Origin of the sequence: Cellulomonas hominis (genome assembly GCF_014201095.1) — a bacterium.
Classification (GTDB): domain Bacteria; phylum Actinomycetota; class Actinomycetes; order Actinomycetales; family Cellulomonadaceae; genus Cellulomonas; species Cellulomonas hominis.
Map to the genome: position 1 here is coordinate 3,531,292 of NZ_JACHDN010000001.1, position 18,328 is coordinate 3,549,619.

Below are 18,328 nucleotides of genomic sequence, written 5' to 3' on the forward strand. Positions count from 1 at the left end.
GTGCGGGGCCCCGTCCGCACATCCGCAGGTGGAGAACACCCCGGACGAGAGGGCGCCGATGAGCACCGACCAGGACACGCAGCGCCACCCCGAGAGCCAGCGGCCGCACCCGCTGGTCGCGGCCGCAGCCGACGTCGCCCACCGCGCGCACGCCGGCCAGGTCGACAAGCTCGCCAAGCCCTACATCGGCCACCCGGCCGCCGTCGGCGCCATCCTCCACGCCCAGGGGCACCCCGCCCACGTCGTCGCCGCCGGATGGCTCCACGACGTCGTCGAGGACACCGACTGGACCCTGAGCGACCTCGCCGCGGAGTTGACCAGCACCGGCACGCCCGACCAGGTCACGGGGACCTTGCGCCTGGTCTCCCTGCTGACCCACGCCCACGGCGAGCCGCGCGCGGACTACTACCTGCGGGTCGCCACCGACGCCCAGGCCGTCGCGGTCAAGGCCGCCGACATCGCGCACAACACCTCTCCGGAGCGGATGGACGCGCTCGACGAGCCGACACGGGCGCGCCTGACCGCGAAGTACCGCGCCGCCCGCACCGCGCTGGGTCTGCCCGCCGCGGACTGACGCTGCCGCCGGGGAGCGCGCCGTGTCGCCGCCGTGCCTGCCCTCGCCGTGCAAGCCCGCCGGGGCCCCTGCCGCACATCTACCGGGCATGATGGGGACCCACCACGCCGTGAGCGGCGCCGCCGTCTGGCTCGCCGTCACCTCAACGGCGCCGTGGGCCCTCGGCCTCTCGCCGATGTCGACCCGCGATCAGCTCGTCGGTGCCGCCTTGGCCGCCGGCGCGGCGATCCTCCCGGACGCCGACCACCACAACGGCACCATCGCGCACTCCGGCGGCGCGATCACCAAGGTCGCCGCGCGCACCCTCGAGGGCGTCAGCGGGGGACACCGCCACGGACTGCACTCGCTGCTCGCCATCATCGGCTTCTACCTCGGAGCGACCTGGCTCGGGACATGGTGGGCCACGGTCCCGCTGCTCGGGTACATCCCGGCCGGCTCGACACTGCTCTGGCTCGCCCTGATCGGCTTCACCCTCAAGGTCCTGCACCTGTCCCGCGGCGGGATCATCAAGCTGTGGGCCACCGCCGCCGTGGCGACTCTGCCGGTGCTGTACTTCGCCCCGGACCTGTTCGGCATCCTGCCGAGCGTCGTGGTCCTCGGGGTCGTCACGCACCTGGTCGGCGACTTCCTGACAGTCGGCGGGCTCCCGCTGCTGTGGCCTTGGGTCCCGAAGCCGCCGAAGTCCTTCGACGACATCCCAGTCGTGCGCTCCCTCTGGCAGCAGAACGGCTACGTCGCCGTGCCCGCGCTCGGCAAGACCGGCTCGATCCGCGAGCTCGCCCTGTTCGGCGTCCTGGGGCTCTACACCCTCGTCGCCATCACCGACACCATCGCCCGCGCCTTCGGCACCCCGCTGCCGATCCCCGGCCTGTCCGCCTGACCAAGGAGCCCCACATGACCCGCACCGAGCAGACCGTGACCGCCACCGTTCGCAGCGGCGCGACGCTGTCGCCGCGCCGGGCCCTGCTCGTCAGCACCCTGCACTGGTTCGGGGTGCTCAGCACCGGTGGCGTCCCGCTGGTGCAGTTCGCCCTGGCACTGGGCTACGTCTACAGCCCGACGCCCGCGGTCCTGGACGCGATCGGGGCCGAGCCCCTCATCACGCTGCAGGTCCTCGCCGGCCTCTACGTCCTCGCCCAGGTCATCGCCGTCGCGATCGTGGTCGTTCTCCGGGTGCAGTTCGTGATCGCGTTCGCCGTCCCGCCGTTCGTCCTGGCGCTCGGCTGGGTCGGGCTCAACAACCCGCCGATTGCCATCGCGCTGATCGCCGTCGGCTGGGTCGGACTGGCGGCCAAGTCGGTCAGCTGCCGCCTGAACGGCGGGGTGCCGCTGGGCGTGGTCGAGGTGCACTGCGCCGTGCCCGCGGCCGAGTCATACCAGGAAGGTCCTGCGGACCGCCTCGAGCGGCTCCACGACCGGGCCCCAGTCGGCCCGCCCGTCGCGGGCACCACCTCCCTCAAGCGCTGACGAGGACGGCCGCCGCGGAGTCCGCGCCGCACATCTGTACAGCATGTCGCTGGCCTGGACCTACCGCGCCTGGGGCGCAGCCCTGCCCTCCCTCGGGACCGACCACCTGGGGCGGCACATCCTCGTGCTGCCGTGGCCCCTGCGGACCACCGAGACCGCCCCTGAGGACGGCACCCGCTACCACCCCGCGCTGGCGCTGGTCGTGGCCCCCTGGTGGGCGTGCCGGCACGTCCTGCGCGACGCGCAGGTGCGCCGCTACCTCGCGTGGGAGCGCCGCCGCAGCCGCGACCTCACCCGGGCCGGCCCCGGCGCCAACGACGAGCACATCGAGACGATCTACCGCCGGTGGGAGCACGTGCGTCCGGCCCATCCCGACGCCTGGCGGAAGGGGGACCGGTGAGCACCGACCACGACGTGCACGAGGGCGCCCGGCAGCCTGCCCGGCCCAGCCCACGCGAAGCGTCCGAGGCCTTCGCTGACCCCGCCCAGCTCATCGACTCCTTCCGCGGCGAGTACGAGTTCCTGTCGAACTTCTACCGGGCCGCGCTGCGGATCGAGGGCGAGACCTACGCGGGAGGGGAGTGGGCCTTCAACGCACTCAAGACCCTGGACCTCGACCAACGGGTGACCGTCCGTCAGGCCGCCACCGCGTCCCGCGCGAAAGCCGCTGGGCAGAGGGTGACCCTCCGCGTGCCGAAGAAGGACTGGGACTCCCGCGTCCGCTACCAGGTCATGGCCCAGGTGGTGCGAGCCAAGTTCGAGGACGTGACCCTGCGCAACAGCCTCATCGCCACTCGCGACGCGCTGCTCATCGAGGGCACCGGCACTGCGCGCCGCGCCTGGCACGACCAAGCCTGGGGGCAGTGCTACTGCGACAAGCACCGAGCCTGGTGCGGTGGCAACGCCCTCGGCCTGGCACTCATGGCCGAGCGAGACCGGCTGCGCGGAGCGCACCGGCGCTGGACCCGCGTAGCCGTCACGGGGCACCGCCCGCATCTGCTCGACGAGGGCCAGGCAGCCTTCGCCCGAGCGGAGCTCTCGCGCCTCGCGCTCAAGCTCAAGACCGCCCACCACGCCAAGGTCGCCATCTCCGGGATGTCGACCGGGGCGGACGCGTGGTGGGCCGACACCGCGCTGGCGGCCGGGCTGGACCTGTGGGCCTACATCCCGTTCTGGGGCCAGCCCGACCGGTGGGCCCCCGGTCAGGCGCAGCACTGGGAGGACCAGGTTGCCCGCGCGTCTCGGCGCCTGGTGCTGGGACAGGCCTCGGACGTGGCGATGTACCACGAGCGCAACAACTTCATGCTCCGCGACGCCAACGCCTTGATCGCCGTCCACGACCCCGCCCACACCAGCGGCGGGACCGCCTCCACCATCGCCAAGGCCCGCGCCGCCGGCCGGCCGCTGATCCTTGTCGACGTCGTCTCCCGCCGCACCACCATCGAGAACCCCGACGGCCCCGCCAGCGTGGCCCGACCCTGAGGAGCGCCATGCCCAGCGACCAGTACGGACGCCTTCTCGCGGACGTGCTCACCCACGGCGAGAGCCGAGGCGACCGAACCGGCACCGGCACGATCGGGGTGTTCGGGCGGCAGATGCGGTTCGACCTCTCCGAAGGCTTCCCGCTCGTGACGACCAAGAAGGTCCACCTGCGCTCGATCATCGGCGAGCTGCTGTGGTTCCTGCGCGGGGACTCCAACGTCCGCTGGCTCCAGGAGCGCGGCATCAGCATCTGGGACGAGTGGGCCGACGAGAACGGCGACCTCGGCCCCGTGTACGGGGTGCAGTGGCGGTCCTGCCCGACGCCCGACGGCGGACACATCGACCAGATCGCCCGCGTCATGGACTCGCTGGCGACCAACCCGGACTCGCGCCGGCACATCGTCTCGGCGTGGAACCCGGCCGAGGTCGACGACATGGCCCTGCCGCCGTGCCACGCGCTGTTCCAGTTCCACGTCCAGGACCGGCGCCTGTCGTGCCAGCTCTACCAGCGCTCGGCCGACCTGTTCCTCGGCGTGCCGTTCAACATCGCCTCCTACGCGCTGCTGACCCACATGGTCGCCCAGCAGCTCGACCTCGAGGTCGGGGACTTCGTCTGGACCGGCGGCGACGTCCACATCTACTCCAACCACGTCGAGCAGGTCCTCACCCAGCTGGCTCGCGAGCCGTACCCGTACCCGATGCTCAACCTGCGGCGCGCCCCGTCGCTGTTCGAGTACGAGATCGGCGACGTCGAGGTCGTCGGGTACCAGCACCACCCCGGCATCAAGGCCCCCATCGCGGTCTGAGCCCGCGCGCCTTCCCGTCAAGGTGTGGGGTCGTCGCGGTCATCCGGGACATCCAGTAGTGCCGGCCGCCCCGGTCAGAGTGGCGCCGCTCCGTACGTCAGGGTGGCACCGTCCTTCGTGGTTCCCGGTCGGCGCATGCGCCGTGCGGGCACGGCCGCACGGTAGGGGTGAGTCCGCCGCGTGAGCGTGGGAGCCCTGGTGGAAGATCGGCACAGCGGGCGCCCGCGCGGGGCGGCGCCGACGACCGGAACAGGGCTCCTGCCGCACATATGAACCCCATGACGACCACCGACGCAGCAGCGATCGCCGCCGACTTCGCCCAGCTCAACCCCCTGGCCGAGCGGGAGGCCTACCTGGCCCTCGGCGAGAGCCTGCGCGCCGCCGCCAAGTCGTACTACGACGGCACCGAGCAGCTGATGTCCGACGCCGAGTACGACGCCGGGATCGCCGCGATCGAGGCGCGCGTCGCGCTCTCCCCCACGGAGATCGACGACTACGAGGACCTGCTCACCTCGATCGCAGCCGGGCAGTCCAAGGGCGGCGACGTCACCCACCCCAGCCGGATGGGGTCGCTGGAGAAGGCCGACGGCCGCGAGGGTCTTCGTACGTTCGTCACCTCCGTCGCCGGCCCGCTCGCCATCGAACCGAAGCTGGACGGTCTGGCGATCCGCGCGCAGTACGACGCCGAGGGTCGCCTGGTCCTGGTCGCCACGCGCGGGAACGGCACCACCGGGGAGGACATCACCCGTTCCGGCCTCAGCCTGCGCATCCAGGGGCTGCCCCGGCGGATCGACCCCACCTACGGTGTCCGTGAGGTCCGCGGCGAGGTGTACTGCGCCGACACCGACTTCCTGCGCGCCCAGACAGTACGCGCCTCGCTCGAGGGCGCGCCGTTCGTGAACTCCCGCAACGCTGCCGCCGGCATCCTGCGCAAGGGCGACAAGGCATACGCCGGCATCCTGTCGTTCGCCGCGTACGGCACCGGCCTCACCCGGCCGCCGGCCTCGGGTCGCTACACCGACGCCATGCGGGTCGCCGCCGAGGCGGGCGTCGCCACCACCGCCGGCCTGCTCGACTTCCTGCACCCGGTCGCCTCCGGCACACGCGAGCTCGACGACGTGCTCGCCCAGGTCGACGCCCTCGACGAGCGCCGTGAGACCATCGGCTTCCCCATCGACGGCATCGTCATCAAGGCCGACGCGGCTGCTGACCGCAAGAGCCTCGGTGAGGGTGACCGCGCCCCGAAGTGGGCGCTGGCCTACAAGTACGCTGCCGAGACCGCCACCACCAAGGTCGTCGCCATCGAGACCGCGATCGGGCGCACCGGGCGCCTGGCGATCCGAGTCGAGGTCGAGCCAGTGTTCGTCGGCGGCACCACCATCACCTTCGCCACCGGGCACAACGTCTCCTGGATGACCGAGCGGGACGTCCGTGTCGGCGACACCGTCACCATCAAGCGGGCCAACGACGTCATCCCGTACATCGAGTCCGTCGACCTGGGCGCCCGGCCCACCGACTCGGCCCCGTGGGCGCCGCCGGAGACCGACCCGCTCGGCGAGCCGTGGGACAAGTCCACGCTGCTGTGGCGGTCGGTCTCGCCGGAGCTGTCCGTGCTCGGCCGCATCACCTACGCCGCCTCCCGGGACTGCCTCGACATCGAGGGGCTGGGCACGGAGATCGCCACGGCCCTGGTCGAGTCCGGCAAGGTCAACGACGTCGCCGACCTGTTCGCTCTGACCGTGGACGACCTGGCCGCCCTGACGCTGGCCGAGGGCCGCCAGGTGGGCCAGAAGGTCGCGGCCAAGATCGCCGCCGAGATCGAGACCGCCAAGGCGTCCCCGTGGAACCGGGTCATCACCGCCCTGGGCATCCGGATGACCGGCCGGACCGCCGGGCGCCGGCTCGCCGCCGCGTTCGCCACCATGGACGCGCTGCGTGGCGCGGGGGTCGCTGACATCGCCGCCGTGGACGGCTTCGGCGACGTCAAGGCCGCCACGATCCGCGAGGGTCTGGACGACCTGGCGGCCCGCGGCGTGCTCGACCGGCTCGCTGCCGCCGGGGTCAACATGGGCGCCGAGCGCGCCCAGGGCGAGGCCGCGGGTCCGCTGGCCGGGATGACCGTGGTGGTCTCCGGGTCGGTGCCCGGGTACTCGCGCACCACCGTCGCAGAGGCGATCGAGGCCGCCGGGGGCAAGGCGTCCTCGTCGGTGTCGGCGGGCACCAGCATGCTGGTCTCGGACCCCTCCACCTCCTCCAAGTACGTCAAGGCGACCCAGCTCGGCGTGCGCATCCTCACCCCGGCGCAGTTCCTGGACCTGCTCGGCGGTGGGTCGGGTGCGTGAGCTGACCGCGCGCCAGGTCGCCGCGCTGTTCGTGGTGTCGCAGCGGGCACCGGTCAGCGCCAAGGACGTCGCCGGCAGCCTGCTGGCCACCCAGGCCGCGGCACGGTCCCGGCTCGACGGCCTGTGCGGTCGCGGGCTGCTGGACCGCCAGTACACCGGGCTGCGCGTCGGGGAGCGCGTCGGGTACGTGCTGACCGCCGAGGGTGCCCGAGTGCTGAACTCTCTGGACCTGTCCGAGGACTACGAGCCGGGGGAGTCGTGATGGGCACCACCATCGCGACGCTGCCGTCCACCGTCGCTGCCGCGGTCCGGGCGGGCGCGGAGCACCGCCTGCGACCGGTCCCGCAGGCAGGGAGCAACCTGTCCGACTTCGAGTGCGGGTGCGGCCAGCAGTTCGTCGCCAACGCCCTGGTGCGCACCCCGCGCGGACTGCCGAGCCTGCCCGCGGTGCACACGGCCGAAGCCCTCGCGCTGGCGGTCGGCGGCGGCCAGCTCGGGACCGAGATGGTCGACCGGCATCAGGTCACCGCTCTGCTGCCGGACTGGACCGTGGTCCGCGACGCTGCCGGGACGATGGCCCGCCGTGTCCCCGGGTTCAGCAGGGTCCGGTGGCTCACCCAGGCCGGGTCCCTCCTCGAGACCGGCGACCTCGCCCTGCCGCTGTCGGTGCTGCACCGCCAGGACCCCGCGGTGAGCTACGGACCTGCCTGACCCTGCCGGGGGAGTCCCCACCAGCGGCTGACCCACCGGTACCCGCGGCGCGACGGCGGCGCCACCCTGGTGGAGGTGTCCCCGGAGTGTGGCACGCCGACAGCGCCGTGCTGCTCGACCTGGAGGACCTGTCGGTGGCGAGCCTGAACGACGCCCGGCGCCCCGCCCGCTGCCGCACATCTGCCAGGTGTGGACGACACCGACGAGAAGCCGCTGAGCCCGGACGAGCAGCGAGCGATCCGATCCCTGAGAGCCCTCGCCAAGCGGTGGCCTCGGACGCTCACGTTGGCTTCCAAGGGCGGCGAGCTGGTCGTGCTTCGCACCCGCGACCCCCGGTTCGACTCCGACCGCACCCTCGAGCGGCACCAGGCGATCACCACCGAGGTGCGCGGCATCCCGAACACCGGCGGCGACTGGTGAGCGCAGCGTCGACCGAGCGGGCCCTGCTCGCCGACCGGGCCGGCACCTACTGCCTGGACGAGCTCTACCAGGCCGTGCACGCCGCCGGCATCACCGGCCGCGACGGGCGGCGGCGACGTCATCCACGGCCGCACCGACACCCGCTGGAAGCGGCGCGTCCGCAACGCCCTGCAGGCCCTGAAGCGCGACGGTCGCGCCCACCGCGTCGGCCCGTCGGTGTGGGTGCTCGACGGCGACCCCGCCGCCCCGGCCGCCGCCGTCCTGGTCAGCCTGGACGGCGCGCACGGGCAGGTTGAGCTGCACCTGTCCGCCGCTGCCGACCTCCTCGCCCAGCTGGACGAACCGCCCGCCCTGATCTGCGTCGACCCGCCCTACGGCCTGGGCGTGGGCCGCGGCACCCGGCACGACGTCGGGGCCCGCACCTACGGCCGCGACAACGGCCAGGTGGTGCCCGGGTACGTCGACGTCGACCCCGGCGCCTACCGGGAGTTCACCAGCCAGTGGGTGGACGCCGCGGCCCGCGCGCTCACCCCCGGTGGGTACCTGGCCGCCATCACCGGCCCGCAGCAGGCCGCCTGGGTGCAGGTCGCCGCCGAGGACGCCGGCCTGACCTACGTCAACTCCCTCGCCGTCGGGAGGGTGTTCGCGCTGCGGACCACCCGCCGGTTCGCCCACGCGCACTGGACCGTGACCATCATGTGCTCGGGGCCGTTGCGCTCCCCGGCACGCATCTTCACGCCGCCGCCGGACCTGCCGCGCGCCCGCTCCGGCGCCCACTACCCGCTGGACCTGTGGCCCATCGGAGACGTCGGCCGCGCAGACGCTCGCCCCGGCCAGCCGCGCTACGCGAACAGCCTGCCGGTCCCGCTCGTCGACCGTGTCGTGGGCGCCCTTACCCGCCCCGCCACACCTGCCCGCCGCGACTTGGTCTGCGACCCGTTCGTGGGGGGCGGCACCACCGCGCTCGTCGCGCTGCGGCGCGGATTGCGGTTCATCGGCGGCGACCTCAACCCGCGCGCGCTCGGCTTCACCGCCGCCCGCCTCAGCGCCGACCGCGCCCCCAGCGAGGCCGTCGCATGAGCGCACCCGGGCGCGGCGTGCCCGCCGGACCGATCCGGACGCACCTGCGCCGCCTGGTGCGCTGCGGCGCCACCGCCGCCTGGATCGCCCAGCAGTCCGGCGTCACCGAGCGCACCGTCCGGGCGGTGCTGACAGGCGAGCGGCTCAGCCTGTACCGCGGCACCGCGACCCTGCTGCTGGCCGTGCACGGTGACCCGCCACCCTCGGCGCGCCGCACCGAACCCGGCCCGACCATCGCCCAGGGGGACGAGCTGCTCGGGCGCCACTGGCCGCTGCAGACCATCACCCGGCTCGCCGGCCTCGGCCCTGGCACCCTGATGCCCTCCAACCTGACCACCGGGGTCTCCGAGGCGACCGCCGCGGCCGTCGCCCGCGTGCACGCCGCCCTGGCCGGGCGTGACGGCCCCGGACCGCGGCCCTACCCGCACCTGGTCGAACTGCTGGCAGGGCACTCCGACCGGGCGGTGGCCGCCGGTGCCGGGGTCGCCTCGGCCAGCGTGTGGCCGCCCGGCACGGGCAGCCGCTCAGCCGGCCGGTCGCGCTGGCCGTCAACTCCTGGCTGCACGAACGTGCCCTGGCCGCCTGAGCGCACCGCGCCGGGTGCCGCACATCCACTGGGCATGTCCTCCACGCCCACCCTCAGCCCCGGCGGCCTGGCCCTGGCCGCTGCCGAGCACGTCACCGCCCACCCCGGCACCAGCACCGCCGACCTGATCGGCGCGCTCGCCCCGTACACCGAGGTGCCCCACGTCCGGGTGCTCGAGGTCGTGCACCGGCACTCTCGCTCGCTCGGGTTCGGCCAGGGCAGCGACCTGCGCTGGTACGCCGCGCCGGACAGCGCCGAGATCGCCGCGGCGGTCCGCGCCGACGCGCCCGGCCCGATGGTGCAGCCCTACCTGGACGCCTGCCGCGAGTTGGAGGCCGTCGTGTCTGTCGGCCGCTCGACCCGCGTCCTGAACGCCCTCGGGCAAGCCCTGCTCGCGGACGCCGGCGTCGACCTGGACCGCTGCGGCCTGCAGCACGAACCGATCCTGGCCGACCAGCGGCAGCGGAACCTGGGGGTGGCCGGGCAGGCCGGCGCCGGTAGCGTGGCCCGGTGACCCGAGCCGCCCGTCCCGACGTCGTCGTGCGTCCCGTCGGGGTCGCCGACGCCCAGGCCTGGGCCGCGTTCCTCGTAGCCGCGCAAGCGCACACGTACGGACCGCTCGCCCCGGAGGGGTTCGGGGAGCGGCGGCTCGCGGAGGTCGACGAGGCCGCCGAGGAGCTCACCCGCCTCCTCGCCGACCCGGCGGGGTGGCACGGTGTGCTCGCCGAACGGGGCGGGGTCGTCGTCGCGGTCGCGGCCGCCGGCCCGGCTCCGGCCCCGTGGGAGGAGGACCTCGGGCTGGTGCCGCCGCCCACCGACACCCAGCTCGACAAGATCTACATCGACCCCACCGAGCACGGCACCGGCCTCGCGGACCGACTGCTGGCTGCCGTGCTGGCACCCGGGCCCGCGTACCTGTGGCTCATCGACGGCAACGAGCGCGCCGAGCGCTTCTACACCCGACGCGGGTTCGTGCCGCTCGACGAGCAGATCCCCGCCGGCGAGTCGTGGGGGAACATCCCGATGCACCGGATGGTGCGGGCCTGACCAGATTCCGGCGGCCAGGTCGAGAGGACGCTCGAGCGGCCAGATCGGGCCGGACAGCCCGCGGGTGAGGTCCAGCGGACCAGGTCGTCGCGCTGGGCCTCGGGGTGGCCGGCGTGCCGCACATACGAACGGCATGACCGACTACCAGGAACAGGTCGCCGACGCGCTGGACGCCGCTCGCGACGCCACCACCACCGCACTGGCGACCGCCCATGCCGGCGCAGCCGCCGCCGGCACCGACCTGGTGCCCGCCGGTGCCGACGCCGCCGTGTCGGTCAAGGCTCGGATGGCCGGAGCCCACGCGCAGGTCGCCAAGGCCCGCACCGCAGCGCTGGAGAAGGTCAACTCGGCCCGCGAGCTGATCGAGGCGCAGAAGGCCGAGCTGGACCGGCAGGCCCGCGCCCTGGAGCTCGAGCTCGCCCCGCTCAAGGAGACCCTCGCCCTCATGCAGGAGGGCATCTGGACCATGAACCTCTACCTCGGCCGGGACGAGGAGATCCGCCAGATCGCCGAAGGAGCCCCGGCCCCGGCCGGCACCCCGATCCACGTGCGCCAGATGGTGCTCGCGATGGACGAGGAGTCCGCGGTCAACGCCGAGGGCAACGGGATCGACTTCCGCTCCGTGGACGCCTTCGACGAGTGGGTCACCTGCGACCCCGCCCACCTGCAGCAGGTGCTTCCGGAGGAGCGCGGCGTGGTGGCCATCATGGCGCGCCGGTCCGAGATCGACTACAAGGACCCGTGGGCGAACAAGGAGTACAACAAGCGGAACCGGCACACCTACTTCCTGATCCGCAACGGCGGCGCCCTGTACCGGATGGACACCAACTTCGAGGTCGGCTACCGCCTGGTCCCGGCCCGCAACGAGTTCACCTCCATGTTCCTCGACCGCCACACCGGGCAGCCGCTGGTCCCCGGGACCGACAAGTGGCTGGCGGCCGAGAAGCTCGCCGGCGCCCGCGAGCGGCACTACATGCGTGTCGCCCTCATCCTGCAGGGACTCATCGACCGAACCCACGTGTTCGCACCGCTGCCCAAGCCGGGGGTCAGCCTGCTCACCCCGGCCGACTACGACGAGGGCCACGTGGTCCTGATCGCCGACGACGAGTCCGCTCTGACGACCGGTCGGACCCCGTTCTACGACTGGCTGCGGTCCCTGAACAGCCAGCTGCGCCCCGGCATGCGGGTCATGGTCACCACCCGGCACAAGGACTGGCCCTCCGGCTACCGCGACGGCGGTCACGAGCGCATCTGGCCCAACCGGGCCGAGTACCCGCGGGCCGGGCAGGTGTACACGATCGCGCGCGCCGGGTCCCGGCCCGGGGAGTTCGTCGTCACCTACAAGCGGACCCAGGAGACCTGGGTGAACGACGGCTGGGGCGGCGGGGAGTACCGCGTGCCCAAGACCGCCGCCTCCTGCTCGATCTTCGTCTCCGACCGGTTCGTGCTCCCGATCGACCTGGTCGACGTCGAGACGATGCGCACCTACCTCGGCGCCCGGCTGGAGCGGCACGCCTACGCCGACATGTTCCCCACGCTGACCGCCGCGATCGGGTTCCTGGAGGAGGAGAAGGCCGTCGAGGCCCCGTTCCGTGACCTGCTCGCCGCGCAGGTCGCCCAGGCCGAGGGCGTGGACCTGGACACCGCCGCGGCCCTGGTCGCCCCCGTGATCACCTCCTGGAAGGTCGGGGCCCGCTGGTTCCGCCCGATGTCCGGCGACCCCGAGGCTGAGGCCCGCGCCGCCACGGCGATCCTGGCCGAGCGGGCCCGCATCGCCCGCGCGGACGCCGGCGCCGGGGACGACGACGCGTTCCTCCGGCGGGCCCGGCGCGAGCACCGGGACGCCCTCCTGGTCGCCCGGAAGAAGGACGGCACCTACGTGGTCCTCACCCCGGCCACCCGGGCCTGGGGCCCGGCAGCCGGTACCCCGGAGCACGCCTCGGTCCCGCAGGACGTGTGGGTGCACGTGCACGAGTACACCCGCACCGGCAAGGCCCGCCCGGTCCGGCAGTGGCAGATCGTCCCGATGGCCTCGCTGTCGCGGTGGATCATCCTGCACGAGGCGCAGGCGTGGTCGACCTGGAAGCGTGCCGCCCGGCCCGCGGACCACCTGTCCGACCCGGAGATCAACGAGGCCATCAGCCGCATCCGCGACCGCGCCTTCCCGGGGCTGACCCTGATCGCGATCGGCTACGACGAGCGCGGCGGCTGGTGGAACAGCAACTCCAAGATGGAGTTCACCGCCTGGTACCACCCGGGCCCGGTGACCATCCCCGAGCGGGTCCTGACCGGCGAGCTGCCCACCCTGTACGCCAAGACGATCGCGGTGCGCGCGTCCCGCGAGGGGGACGGGTCGATCGGCCTGAGCTGGATCCGGGAGCCGTCGACGAACAACACCACCGTCTGGGAGCGGTTCCGCGGGCGGTTCCGTGACGCCGAGGAGAACCGGCCGGCCGGGGTCCCGTGGAACGACAACCGGCGCCACCGGATGGTGTTCCTGGACCCGGTCAACCTGCCCGCCGCGCACGCCGACGCCGACGCCTGGGTCGAGGCGCACGCCGCCGCCGACCAGCTGGAGTCGCAGGCCGACAAGGCGCTGCGCGGCGTCCAGGACGGCTGGACCGAGGCCCGGGTCGCCGCGGCCCGGGACCGGTTCATGGAGGACTACGCCGACGAGACGCTGTGGGCTGCCGAGGAGGCCCGGGTCCGGGGCACCCTGGTGGCGCCATGGAGGACCACGACCGACGACGAGCCCTGGGACGCGCTGCGCTACCTCGCGCTGCGGCTGACCGAGGAGGGCCGCACCCCGTGGGGGCTGACCGTCGCCGAGGCGATCGAGGCGCTGGACGAGCCCCTGAACCCCAAGCTCGGCTCCCGCCAGAGGCACTGGGCCGCCAAGGAGACCCTGCGGGAGCCGCTGCCGGAAGGGTTGCTGACCCTGCGGTTCGCGACCGAGCCCACCGGGACCGACGTCGTCGTGGCGGGGGCGGCCTCGTGAGCGCCCCGCGGATGACCCGCTGGTCGATGGACGCCACCCCGGCGCTGCTGCGCCCCGGGTCGATGTACCGGCTCGCCGGCGAGACCGCCTCCAAGGTGTGGGTCAACGCCGTGTGGGCCCGCAGCGTCAAGGGCGGGAAGGTCGCGGTGGCGTTCGGGTCGGTCTGGACCGTGGTGGACATCGACCGGGACGACCCGCTGACGCTGGCCGCCTTCACGGACGCGTTCGAGGCCCGCCGGCTGGCGGTCGGGCACGACGCCCTGGCCACCTTCGACGGCACCAACCTCACGATGCGCGGGCACGGCAAGCAGGCCAACGGTCGCGAGCCCTCCGCCCACCGGCGGGCCAACCCGCGCCGGGTCGCCGCCATCCTGCCGCGGCTGGTGCAGGTGCACGCCACCATCACCGGCAAGAAGATGCCGGCGGTCCCCGACGGCTGGAAGGGCTGGTACGCGCTGACCCCCGGCGGCTGACCGGCTGCCGCACATCACAGCGGCATGAGCGACCTCGAGCACCCCGTCCTCGCCGCACTCGCGCGCGCGTCCCTGTACGACGCCGCGGCTACGGTCGAAGTGCACCCGGACGCTCCGGTGCTGGCCCCCTCCGGCGGGCTGGTGCTCGCCTCGGTGCTCGCCGACACCCGTGGGCTAGCCCGCCGCGGCGGCCGGCTCGAGCGCGGGCACCGGGTCGAGGTCGTCCGGGAGCGGGTCGAGCTGTTCCAGCCGGACCCGAACGCCGCCATCTACCGGTTCCGGCGCGGGGAGATGCTCGCCGGTACCGCCGCGAGCGGCAAGGGCTTCTCGCGCTGGGCCACCCGGGAGTGGGTGCGGCTGCGGGTGATGGCCGACGGCCGCTGGCTCACCACCGCCATGGCCTCCAGCGGGGCGAGCGCCTACTTCAACCGGTACGTCTACTCGACCGCCCCCGGCGAGACCTCTTTCCCGCAGGCCGTGCGGGCCTTCGCGCACGTCGCGCCGGCGCCGCGCACCTACGAGGACTGCTTCCCGCTGCTGGACGCCGGCGGAGCCCGTCAGCTGTGGCAGACCGCGCCGCTGCCGGCGGCGATGATGAACGCGTTCGCGGGCGCCGGACCCGAGGACACCCCCGCCCTGACCCGGGCCCTGTTCGGCGCCCGGCGCTACCGCAAGGACCTCGCGCGCGCCGTCGCCGGCACGATCCATCCCGGAAGGCTCCCCGACCCCCGGCTGCTGACCGGGTGCCTGCTGGCCCCGTACGTGCCGACCGACTGGCTCGTGGAGCACCTCGGTGGCCGCGGCCAGAGCCTCGACCGGATCGGGAACATCAACGTGCGCGGGATGCGCGCGCACCTGCGCCAGCTCGACCAGCGGTCCCTGCGCCGGCTCGCGCTGACCGGGACCGGCACGGTTCACGGGTCCCTGCTGACCGACCTCAGCGGCTGGGTCCCAGCACCCGGCATGGCCCGGGCGGACTCCTGGGGCGACCTGCACGACAGGGCGATGGCCCGTCGCCGCGCCCTGGCCGAGCGAGACCGCGCCCGGCGCGACGAGCGTTACCGCAACGCCGCCGACGCCGCGTTCGCCGTCACCGACGACACCCTGCACCGGCAGCTGGAGGGCGTCACGCCCGGCGGATTCCGCATCGAGCTCGCCCGCGACGGCGCCACCCTGGACGCCTGGGCCGACTCGATGCACCACTGCATCGACTCCTACGCCTACCGCAACTGGGCCGGGCAGAGCCTGCTCGGGGCGATCCGGCAGCCCGGGGGCACGATGCTCGGCAACTTCGAGGTCACCGTCGCCAGCCGCTCGAAGGGGCACCGGCTGGACCTGACCCAGATGCTGGGCCGGTTCAACGCGGTGCTGCCGGCGCAGGTCCGGGCCGAGGTCGAGACCCACCTCACTGGCCGTGGCGTGCACGTGGCCCGCTACTTCGGCGACGACGCTCAGGCGCAGGCCGCCTGAGCTCCTCGGTTCACAGGCCGCGCAGCAGGCGGGCCTCCAACGCGTCGGCGGCCGGTCCAATGTGGCGCTCGTACAGGTCCTCCACGTCGGCCTCGCCCATGTGGGACAGCTGTTCCTCGGTGATCCGGCCCTCGGCCAGCGCCAGCGCCAGCGCATCGCCCGCCGACTCGCACCCGGCCCGGGCGCCCAGGTCGCGGGCGAACTGCGCACCGGTACCTGGCTCGATCGGCTCGGGCTTGCCCCAGCCCGTGGCGACCAGCGACCGGCCGGCGTCGGCGGCCTCGGCGACGTAGGCCGCGGCGTCGGTGATCGCCGGGGCGAAGTAGTCCTCGTGCAGCGAGACCAGGTCGTCGGCGGTGAGACCGGCCAGCACGTCGGCCGGGACCTCCTCACGGTTGAGCACGATGCCGACGAAGTCGGCCATGTGCGCCAGGTCCGCCTGGGCGGCGATCTGCTCCAGGTGCTCGCCCACACCGGGCTGGGCCAGGCCCTGCTCGATGTTCCAGGCCCGCAGCGCCTTGGCGTAGGCGGCGCCGAACAGGCCGGTGTCGCCCGGGCTCGGGCGGCCGGAGTTCCGGACGGCGTCGCTCGCGACCTGCAGGTCGTCGCTGGACCAGGACTCGGTCGCGGCCAGGTGCCGGCCCAGGAAGTTCAGCAGGCGCCAGTCCTTGGCGGCGCGGGGGTCGGCCGGCTCGGGGTTGGCGGCCTTCCAGGTCTCCAGGGCGGTGTCGTACTCGGGGTTGGACGCCTCGTCGTCCTCCTGGATCGCCTCGTAGGCGTCGCCGCCGGGGTGCGGCCGGCCGGTGGAGGCGATCTCCTCAGCGATGGCGTCCAGGTAGTCGGCGGCGCCGTCCCACTGCTCGTCGAGCCCGAGGATCCGGCCGATCTCGTCCAGGGCGTTCGCGTCACCGTGCACCGGCTGGTCCGGCACCAGCGTGATCGCCGCCTCGTCGCGTGGGGTGGTGGCGAACTGGCCGCCGATGCTGATGCCGGCGGGCTGACGGTTCTGCGGGGTTCGGGGCGCGTTCATGGCCGGTAGATGTGCGGGCGGCGATGCCGCACATACGAACGCTGAGGACCGTGCCGATCCGGCGCAGCCCCCCGCCCGAGGAGGCACCATGCCCAGCACCCCGTTGCGTCTCGCACCCGACCTGGCACTGCCGTTGGAGGCGGTCACCGAGACCTTCGCGATCGTCGGCAAGCGGGGCTCCGGCAAGACCAGCACCGCCCGCGTGCTGTCGGAGGAGCTGCTCGGCGCCGACCAGCCGGTCGTGGTGCTCGACCCGACCGGGGTCTGGTGGGGCCTGCGGTCCTCGGCCGACGGCGAGCACGCAGGCCACCAGGTCGTCATCCTGGGCGGCGAGCACGGCGACGCCCCGCTGGTGGAGACAGCCGGCGCCGCCGTCGCGGACGTGGTGGTCGAGCAGCGGGTCCCCGTCGTCCTCGACTTCTCGCTACTGAGCAAGTCCGCCACCCGGCGCTTCGCCACCGACTTCATCGAGCGGCTCTACCACCGCAACCGCCAGACCCTGCATGTCGTCGTCGACGAGGCGGACCTGTTCGCCCCGCAGCGGGTCCCGACCGGGGGAGAGCGGCTGCTGGGCGCGATGAACGACCTCGTGCGCCGCGGACGGGTCCGGGGACTGGGCGTCACGCTGATCTCCCAGCGACCGGCCGTGCTGAACAAGGACGTCCTCACCCAGGCGGAGGTGCTCATCGCCCTGCGCCTGACCGGGGCCCGCGACCGCGCAGCCATCAACGAGTGGATCGAGGCCCACTCCGGCCCCGAGGAGGCCAAGACGGTCATCTCCACCCTGGCCGGCCTGCCCGTCGGCACCGCGTGGATCTGGTCGCCCGGGTGGCTGGAGGTTCTCGCCAAGGTCGCGATCCGGGCCCCGCGCACGTTCGACTCCTCCGCCACCCCGAAGCCCGGTGTCGCGGTCTCCGCCCCTCGGAAGATGGCCGCCATCGACGTCGCCGCCGTCACCGCCCAGATCGCCGCGTTCACCGAGGAAGCCCAGGCTTCCGACCCGGTCGCCCTGCGCCGGAAGGTCAGGACCCTCACCGAGGACCTCGCCCGTGCACGACGCGCACCGGCCCGCGTCGAGACGACCCAGGTCGAGATCCCGGTCGAGGTGCGCGTCGAAGTGCCCGTGCTCGACCCCGCCGACGTCGCCGACCTGCGGTCCATTGCCGAGCAAGCCGCATCCTGGGCCGCCCGGGTCACAGAAGCGGCACACGCGCTCACCGCCCGGCTCGACGCCGCAGCGGCCGCTGCCGCCGCCGCTCCGCGGCAGACCACCCGGGCGCAGCCGCGGCCGACCGGGGCCAGCTCGCCCCCGCCGCCCGCGACGACGCCACAGCCCCGGCCACCCGCCGGTGCAGGGACCTCGATGTCGAAGGCCGAGCGTGCGATCCTCTCGGTGCTCGCTCAGCACGGGGAGCGGTCCACCACCCAGGTCGCCATCCTCACCGGCTACTCCCACAAGTCCGGCGGGTACCGCAACGCCCTGTCCAAGCTCCGCACCGCCGGCTACATCGACGGTCGCGGTCAGGTCACCGCCACACCCGCCGGCCTCGACGCCCTCGGCCCCTACGACGAGCTCCCCACGGGGGCTGCGCTGCGCGCATGGTGGGGCCAGCAGCACCTGAGCAAGGCCGAACGCGCCGCGCTCGATGTCCTCGCCCGCGCCTACCCGTACCCCGTCGAGGTCGCCGCGATCGCCGATGCCACCGGCTACTCCGCCACCTCCGGGGGCTTCCGCAACGCACTGTCCCGTCTGCGCAGCCTCGAGCTCGCATCCGGGCGAGGCGCTCTGGTCATGGCCGACGCCCTCGCCGAGGTTCCCGGCCAGCAGGCCTGAGCGCCAGG

Annotated in this window: 18 protein-coding genes; 17 read left to right on the top strand and 1 reads right to left on the bottom strand. The window is 73.8% G+C overall.

The genetic code is table 11. The features are described 5' to 3' along the window. Positions 1-58 precede the first annotated feature (58 nt). From HNR08_RS16475 to HNR08_RS16550, 16 genes are all read left to right on the top strand, one after another. Complete coding sequence (locus tag HNR08_RS16475) at positions 59-574, top strand: HD domain-containing protein (protein ID WP_146836548.1); 516 nt, start codon at positions 59-61, stop codon at positions 572-574. 88 nt (positions 575-662) lie between these two features. Continuing rightward, positions 663-1,454: a metal-dependent hydrolase gene (locus HNR08_RS16480; protein ID WP_146836551.1), complete on the top strand. Its 792-nt coding sequence runs from the start codon at positions 663-665 to the stop codon at positions 1,452-1,454. 14 nt (positions 1,455-1,468) lie between these two features. Beyond that, entirely contained in the window at positions 1,469-2,041 is a 573-nt protein-coding gene (locus tag HNR08_RS16485) for a hypothetical protein (protein WP_146836554.1), read from the top strand. A gap of 43 nt (positions 2,042-2,084) precedes the next feature. After that, positions 2,085-2,441 (top strand): hypothetical protein, encoded by a 357-nt coding sequence (locus tag HNR08_RS16490; protein ID WP_146836557.1) that lies wholly within the window; start codon positions 2,085-2,087, stop codon positions 2,439-2,441. After that, entirely contained in the window at positions 2,438-3,523 is a 1,086-nt protein-coding gene (locus tag HNR08_RS16495; RefSeq protein WP_146836560.1) for an NADAR domain-containing protein, read from the top strand. Before HNR08_RS16490 ends, HNR08_RS16495 begins: the two co-directional genes overlap by 4 nt. Before the next feature lie 8 nt (positions 3,524-3,531). After that, positions 3,532-4,329, top strand: a complete 798-nt coding sequence (locus HNR08_RS16500; protein ID WP_146836563.1) for a thymidylate synthase — start codon at positions 3,532-3,534, stop codon at positions 4,327-4,329. A 278-nt stretch (positions 4,330-4,607) separates the two neighbouring features. Beyond that, positions 4,608-6,671 carry an NAD-dependent DNA ligase LigA gene (ligA, locus tag HNR08_RS16505; protein ID WP_183835122.1) on the top strand — a complete coding sequence of 688 codons (2,064 nt, stop codon included), beginning with the start codon at positions 4,608-4,610 and terminating at the stop codon, positions 6,669-6,671. Continuing rightward, positions 6,664-6,933 (top strand): winged helix DNA-binding protein, encoded by a 270-nt coding sequence (locus HNR08_RS16510; RefSeq protein WP_146836569.1) that lies wholly within the window; start codon positions 6,664-6,666, stop codon positions 6,931-6,933. Before ligA ends, HNR08_RS16510 begins: the two co-directional genes overlap by 8 nt. After that, positions 6,933-7,382, top strand: coding sequence for a hypothetical protein (locus tag HNR08_RS16515; RefSeq protein ID WP_146836572.1), 450 nt, complete (start codon positions 6,933-6,935; stop codon positions 7,380-7,382). The genes HNR08_RS16510 and HNR08_RS16515 overlap by 1 nt, the downstream gene beginning before the upstream one ends. Before the next feature lie 189 nt (positions 7,383-7,571). Continuing rightward, a complete protein-coding gene (locus HNR08_RS16520) occupies positions 7,572-7,802 on the top strand; it encodes a hypothetical protein (protein ID WP_146836575.1) in 231 nt (76 codons plus the stop codon). A 216-nt stretch (positions 7,803-8,018) separates the two neighbouring features. Beyond that, entirely contained in the window at positions 8,019-8,882 is an 864-nt protein-coding gene (locus HNR08_RS16525) for a DNA methyltransferase (protein WP_186812757.1), read from the top strand. Next, complete coding sequence (locus HNR08_RS16530) at positions 8,879-9,982, top strand: hypothetical protein (RefSeq protein WP_146836582.1); 1,104 nt, start codon at positions 8,879-8,881, stop codon at positions 9,980-9,982. Before HNR08_RS16525 ends, HNR08_RS16530 begins: the two co-directional genes overlap by 4 nt. Further along, positions 9,979-10,515, top strand: a complete 537-nt coding sequence (locus tag HNR08_RS21960; RefSeq protein WP_221286376.1) for a GNAT family N-acetyltransferase — start codon at positions 9,979-9,981, stop codon at positions 10,513-10,515. Before HNR08_RS16530 ends, HNR08_RS21960 begins: the two co-directional genes overlap by 4 nt. Before the next feature lie 133 nt (positions 10,516-10,648). Beyond that, the gene (locus HNR08_RS16540) at positions 10,649-13,513 is read left to right on the top strand and encodes a hypothetical protein (RefSeq protein WP_146836584.1); all 2,865 of its coding nucleotides are present in this window, start codon (positions 10,649-10,651) and stop codon (positions 13,511-13,513) included. Next, complete coding sequence (locus HNR08_RS16545) at positions 13,510-13,986, top strand: hypothetical protein (RefSeq protein ID WP_146836587.1); 477 nt, start codon at positions 13,510-13,512, stop codon at positions 13,984-13,986. Before HNR08_RS16540 ends, HNR08_RS16545 begins: the two co-directional genes overlap by 4 nt. Before the next feature lie 24 nt (positions 13,987-14,010). Further along, positions 14,011-15,456, top strand: a complete 1,446-nt coding sequence (locus tag HNR08_RS16550) for a PcfJ domain-containing protein (protein ID WP_146836590.1) — start codon at positions 14,011-14,013, stop codon at positions 15,454-15,456. Between the two features lie 10 nt (positions 15,457-15,466). On the opposite strand, the gene HNR08_RS16555 is transcribed toward HNR08_RS16550, so the two are convergent. Next, positions 15,467-16,486, bottom strand: coding sequence for a hypothetical protein (locus tag HNR08_RS16555; RefSeq protein WP_146836593.1), 1,020 nt, complete (start codon positions 16,484-16,486; stop codon positions 15,467-15,469). 88 nt (positions 16,487-16,574) lie between these two features. On the opposite strand from HNR08_RS16555, the gene HNR08_RS16560 reads away from it, so the two are divergent. Then, positions 16,575-18,320, top strand: a complete 1,746-nt coding sequence (locus HNR08_RS16560) for an ATP-binding protein (RefSeq protein WP_183835126.1) — start codon at positions 16,575-16,577, stop codon at positions 18,318-18,320. The last annotated feature ends 8 nt before the right edge of the window (positions 18,321-18,328 follow it).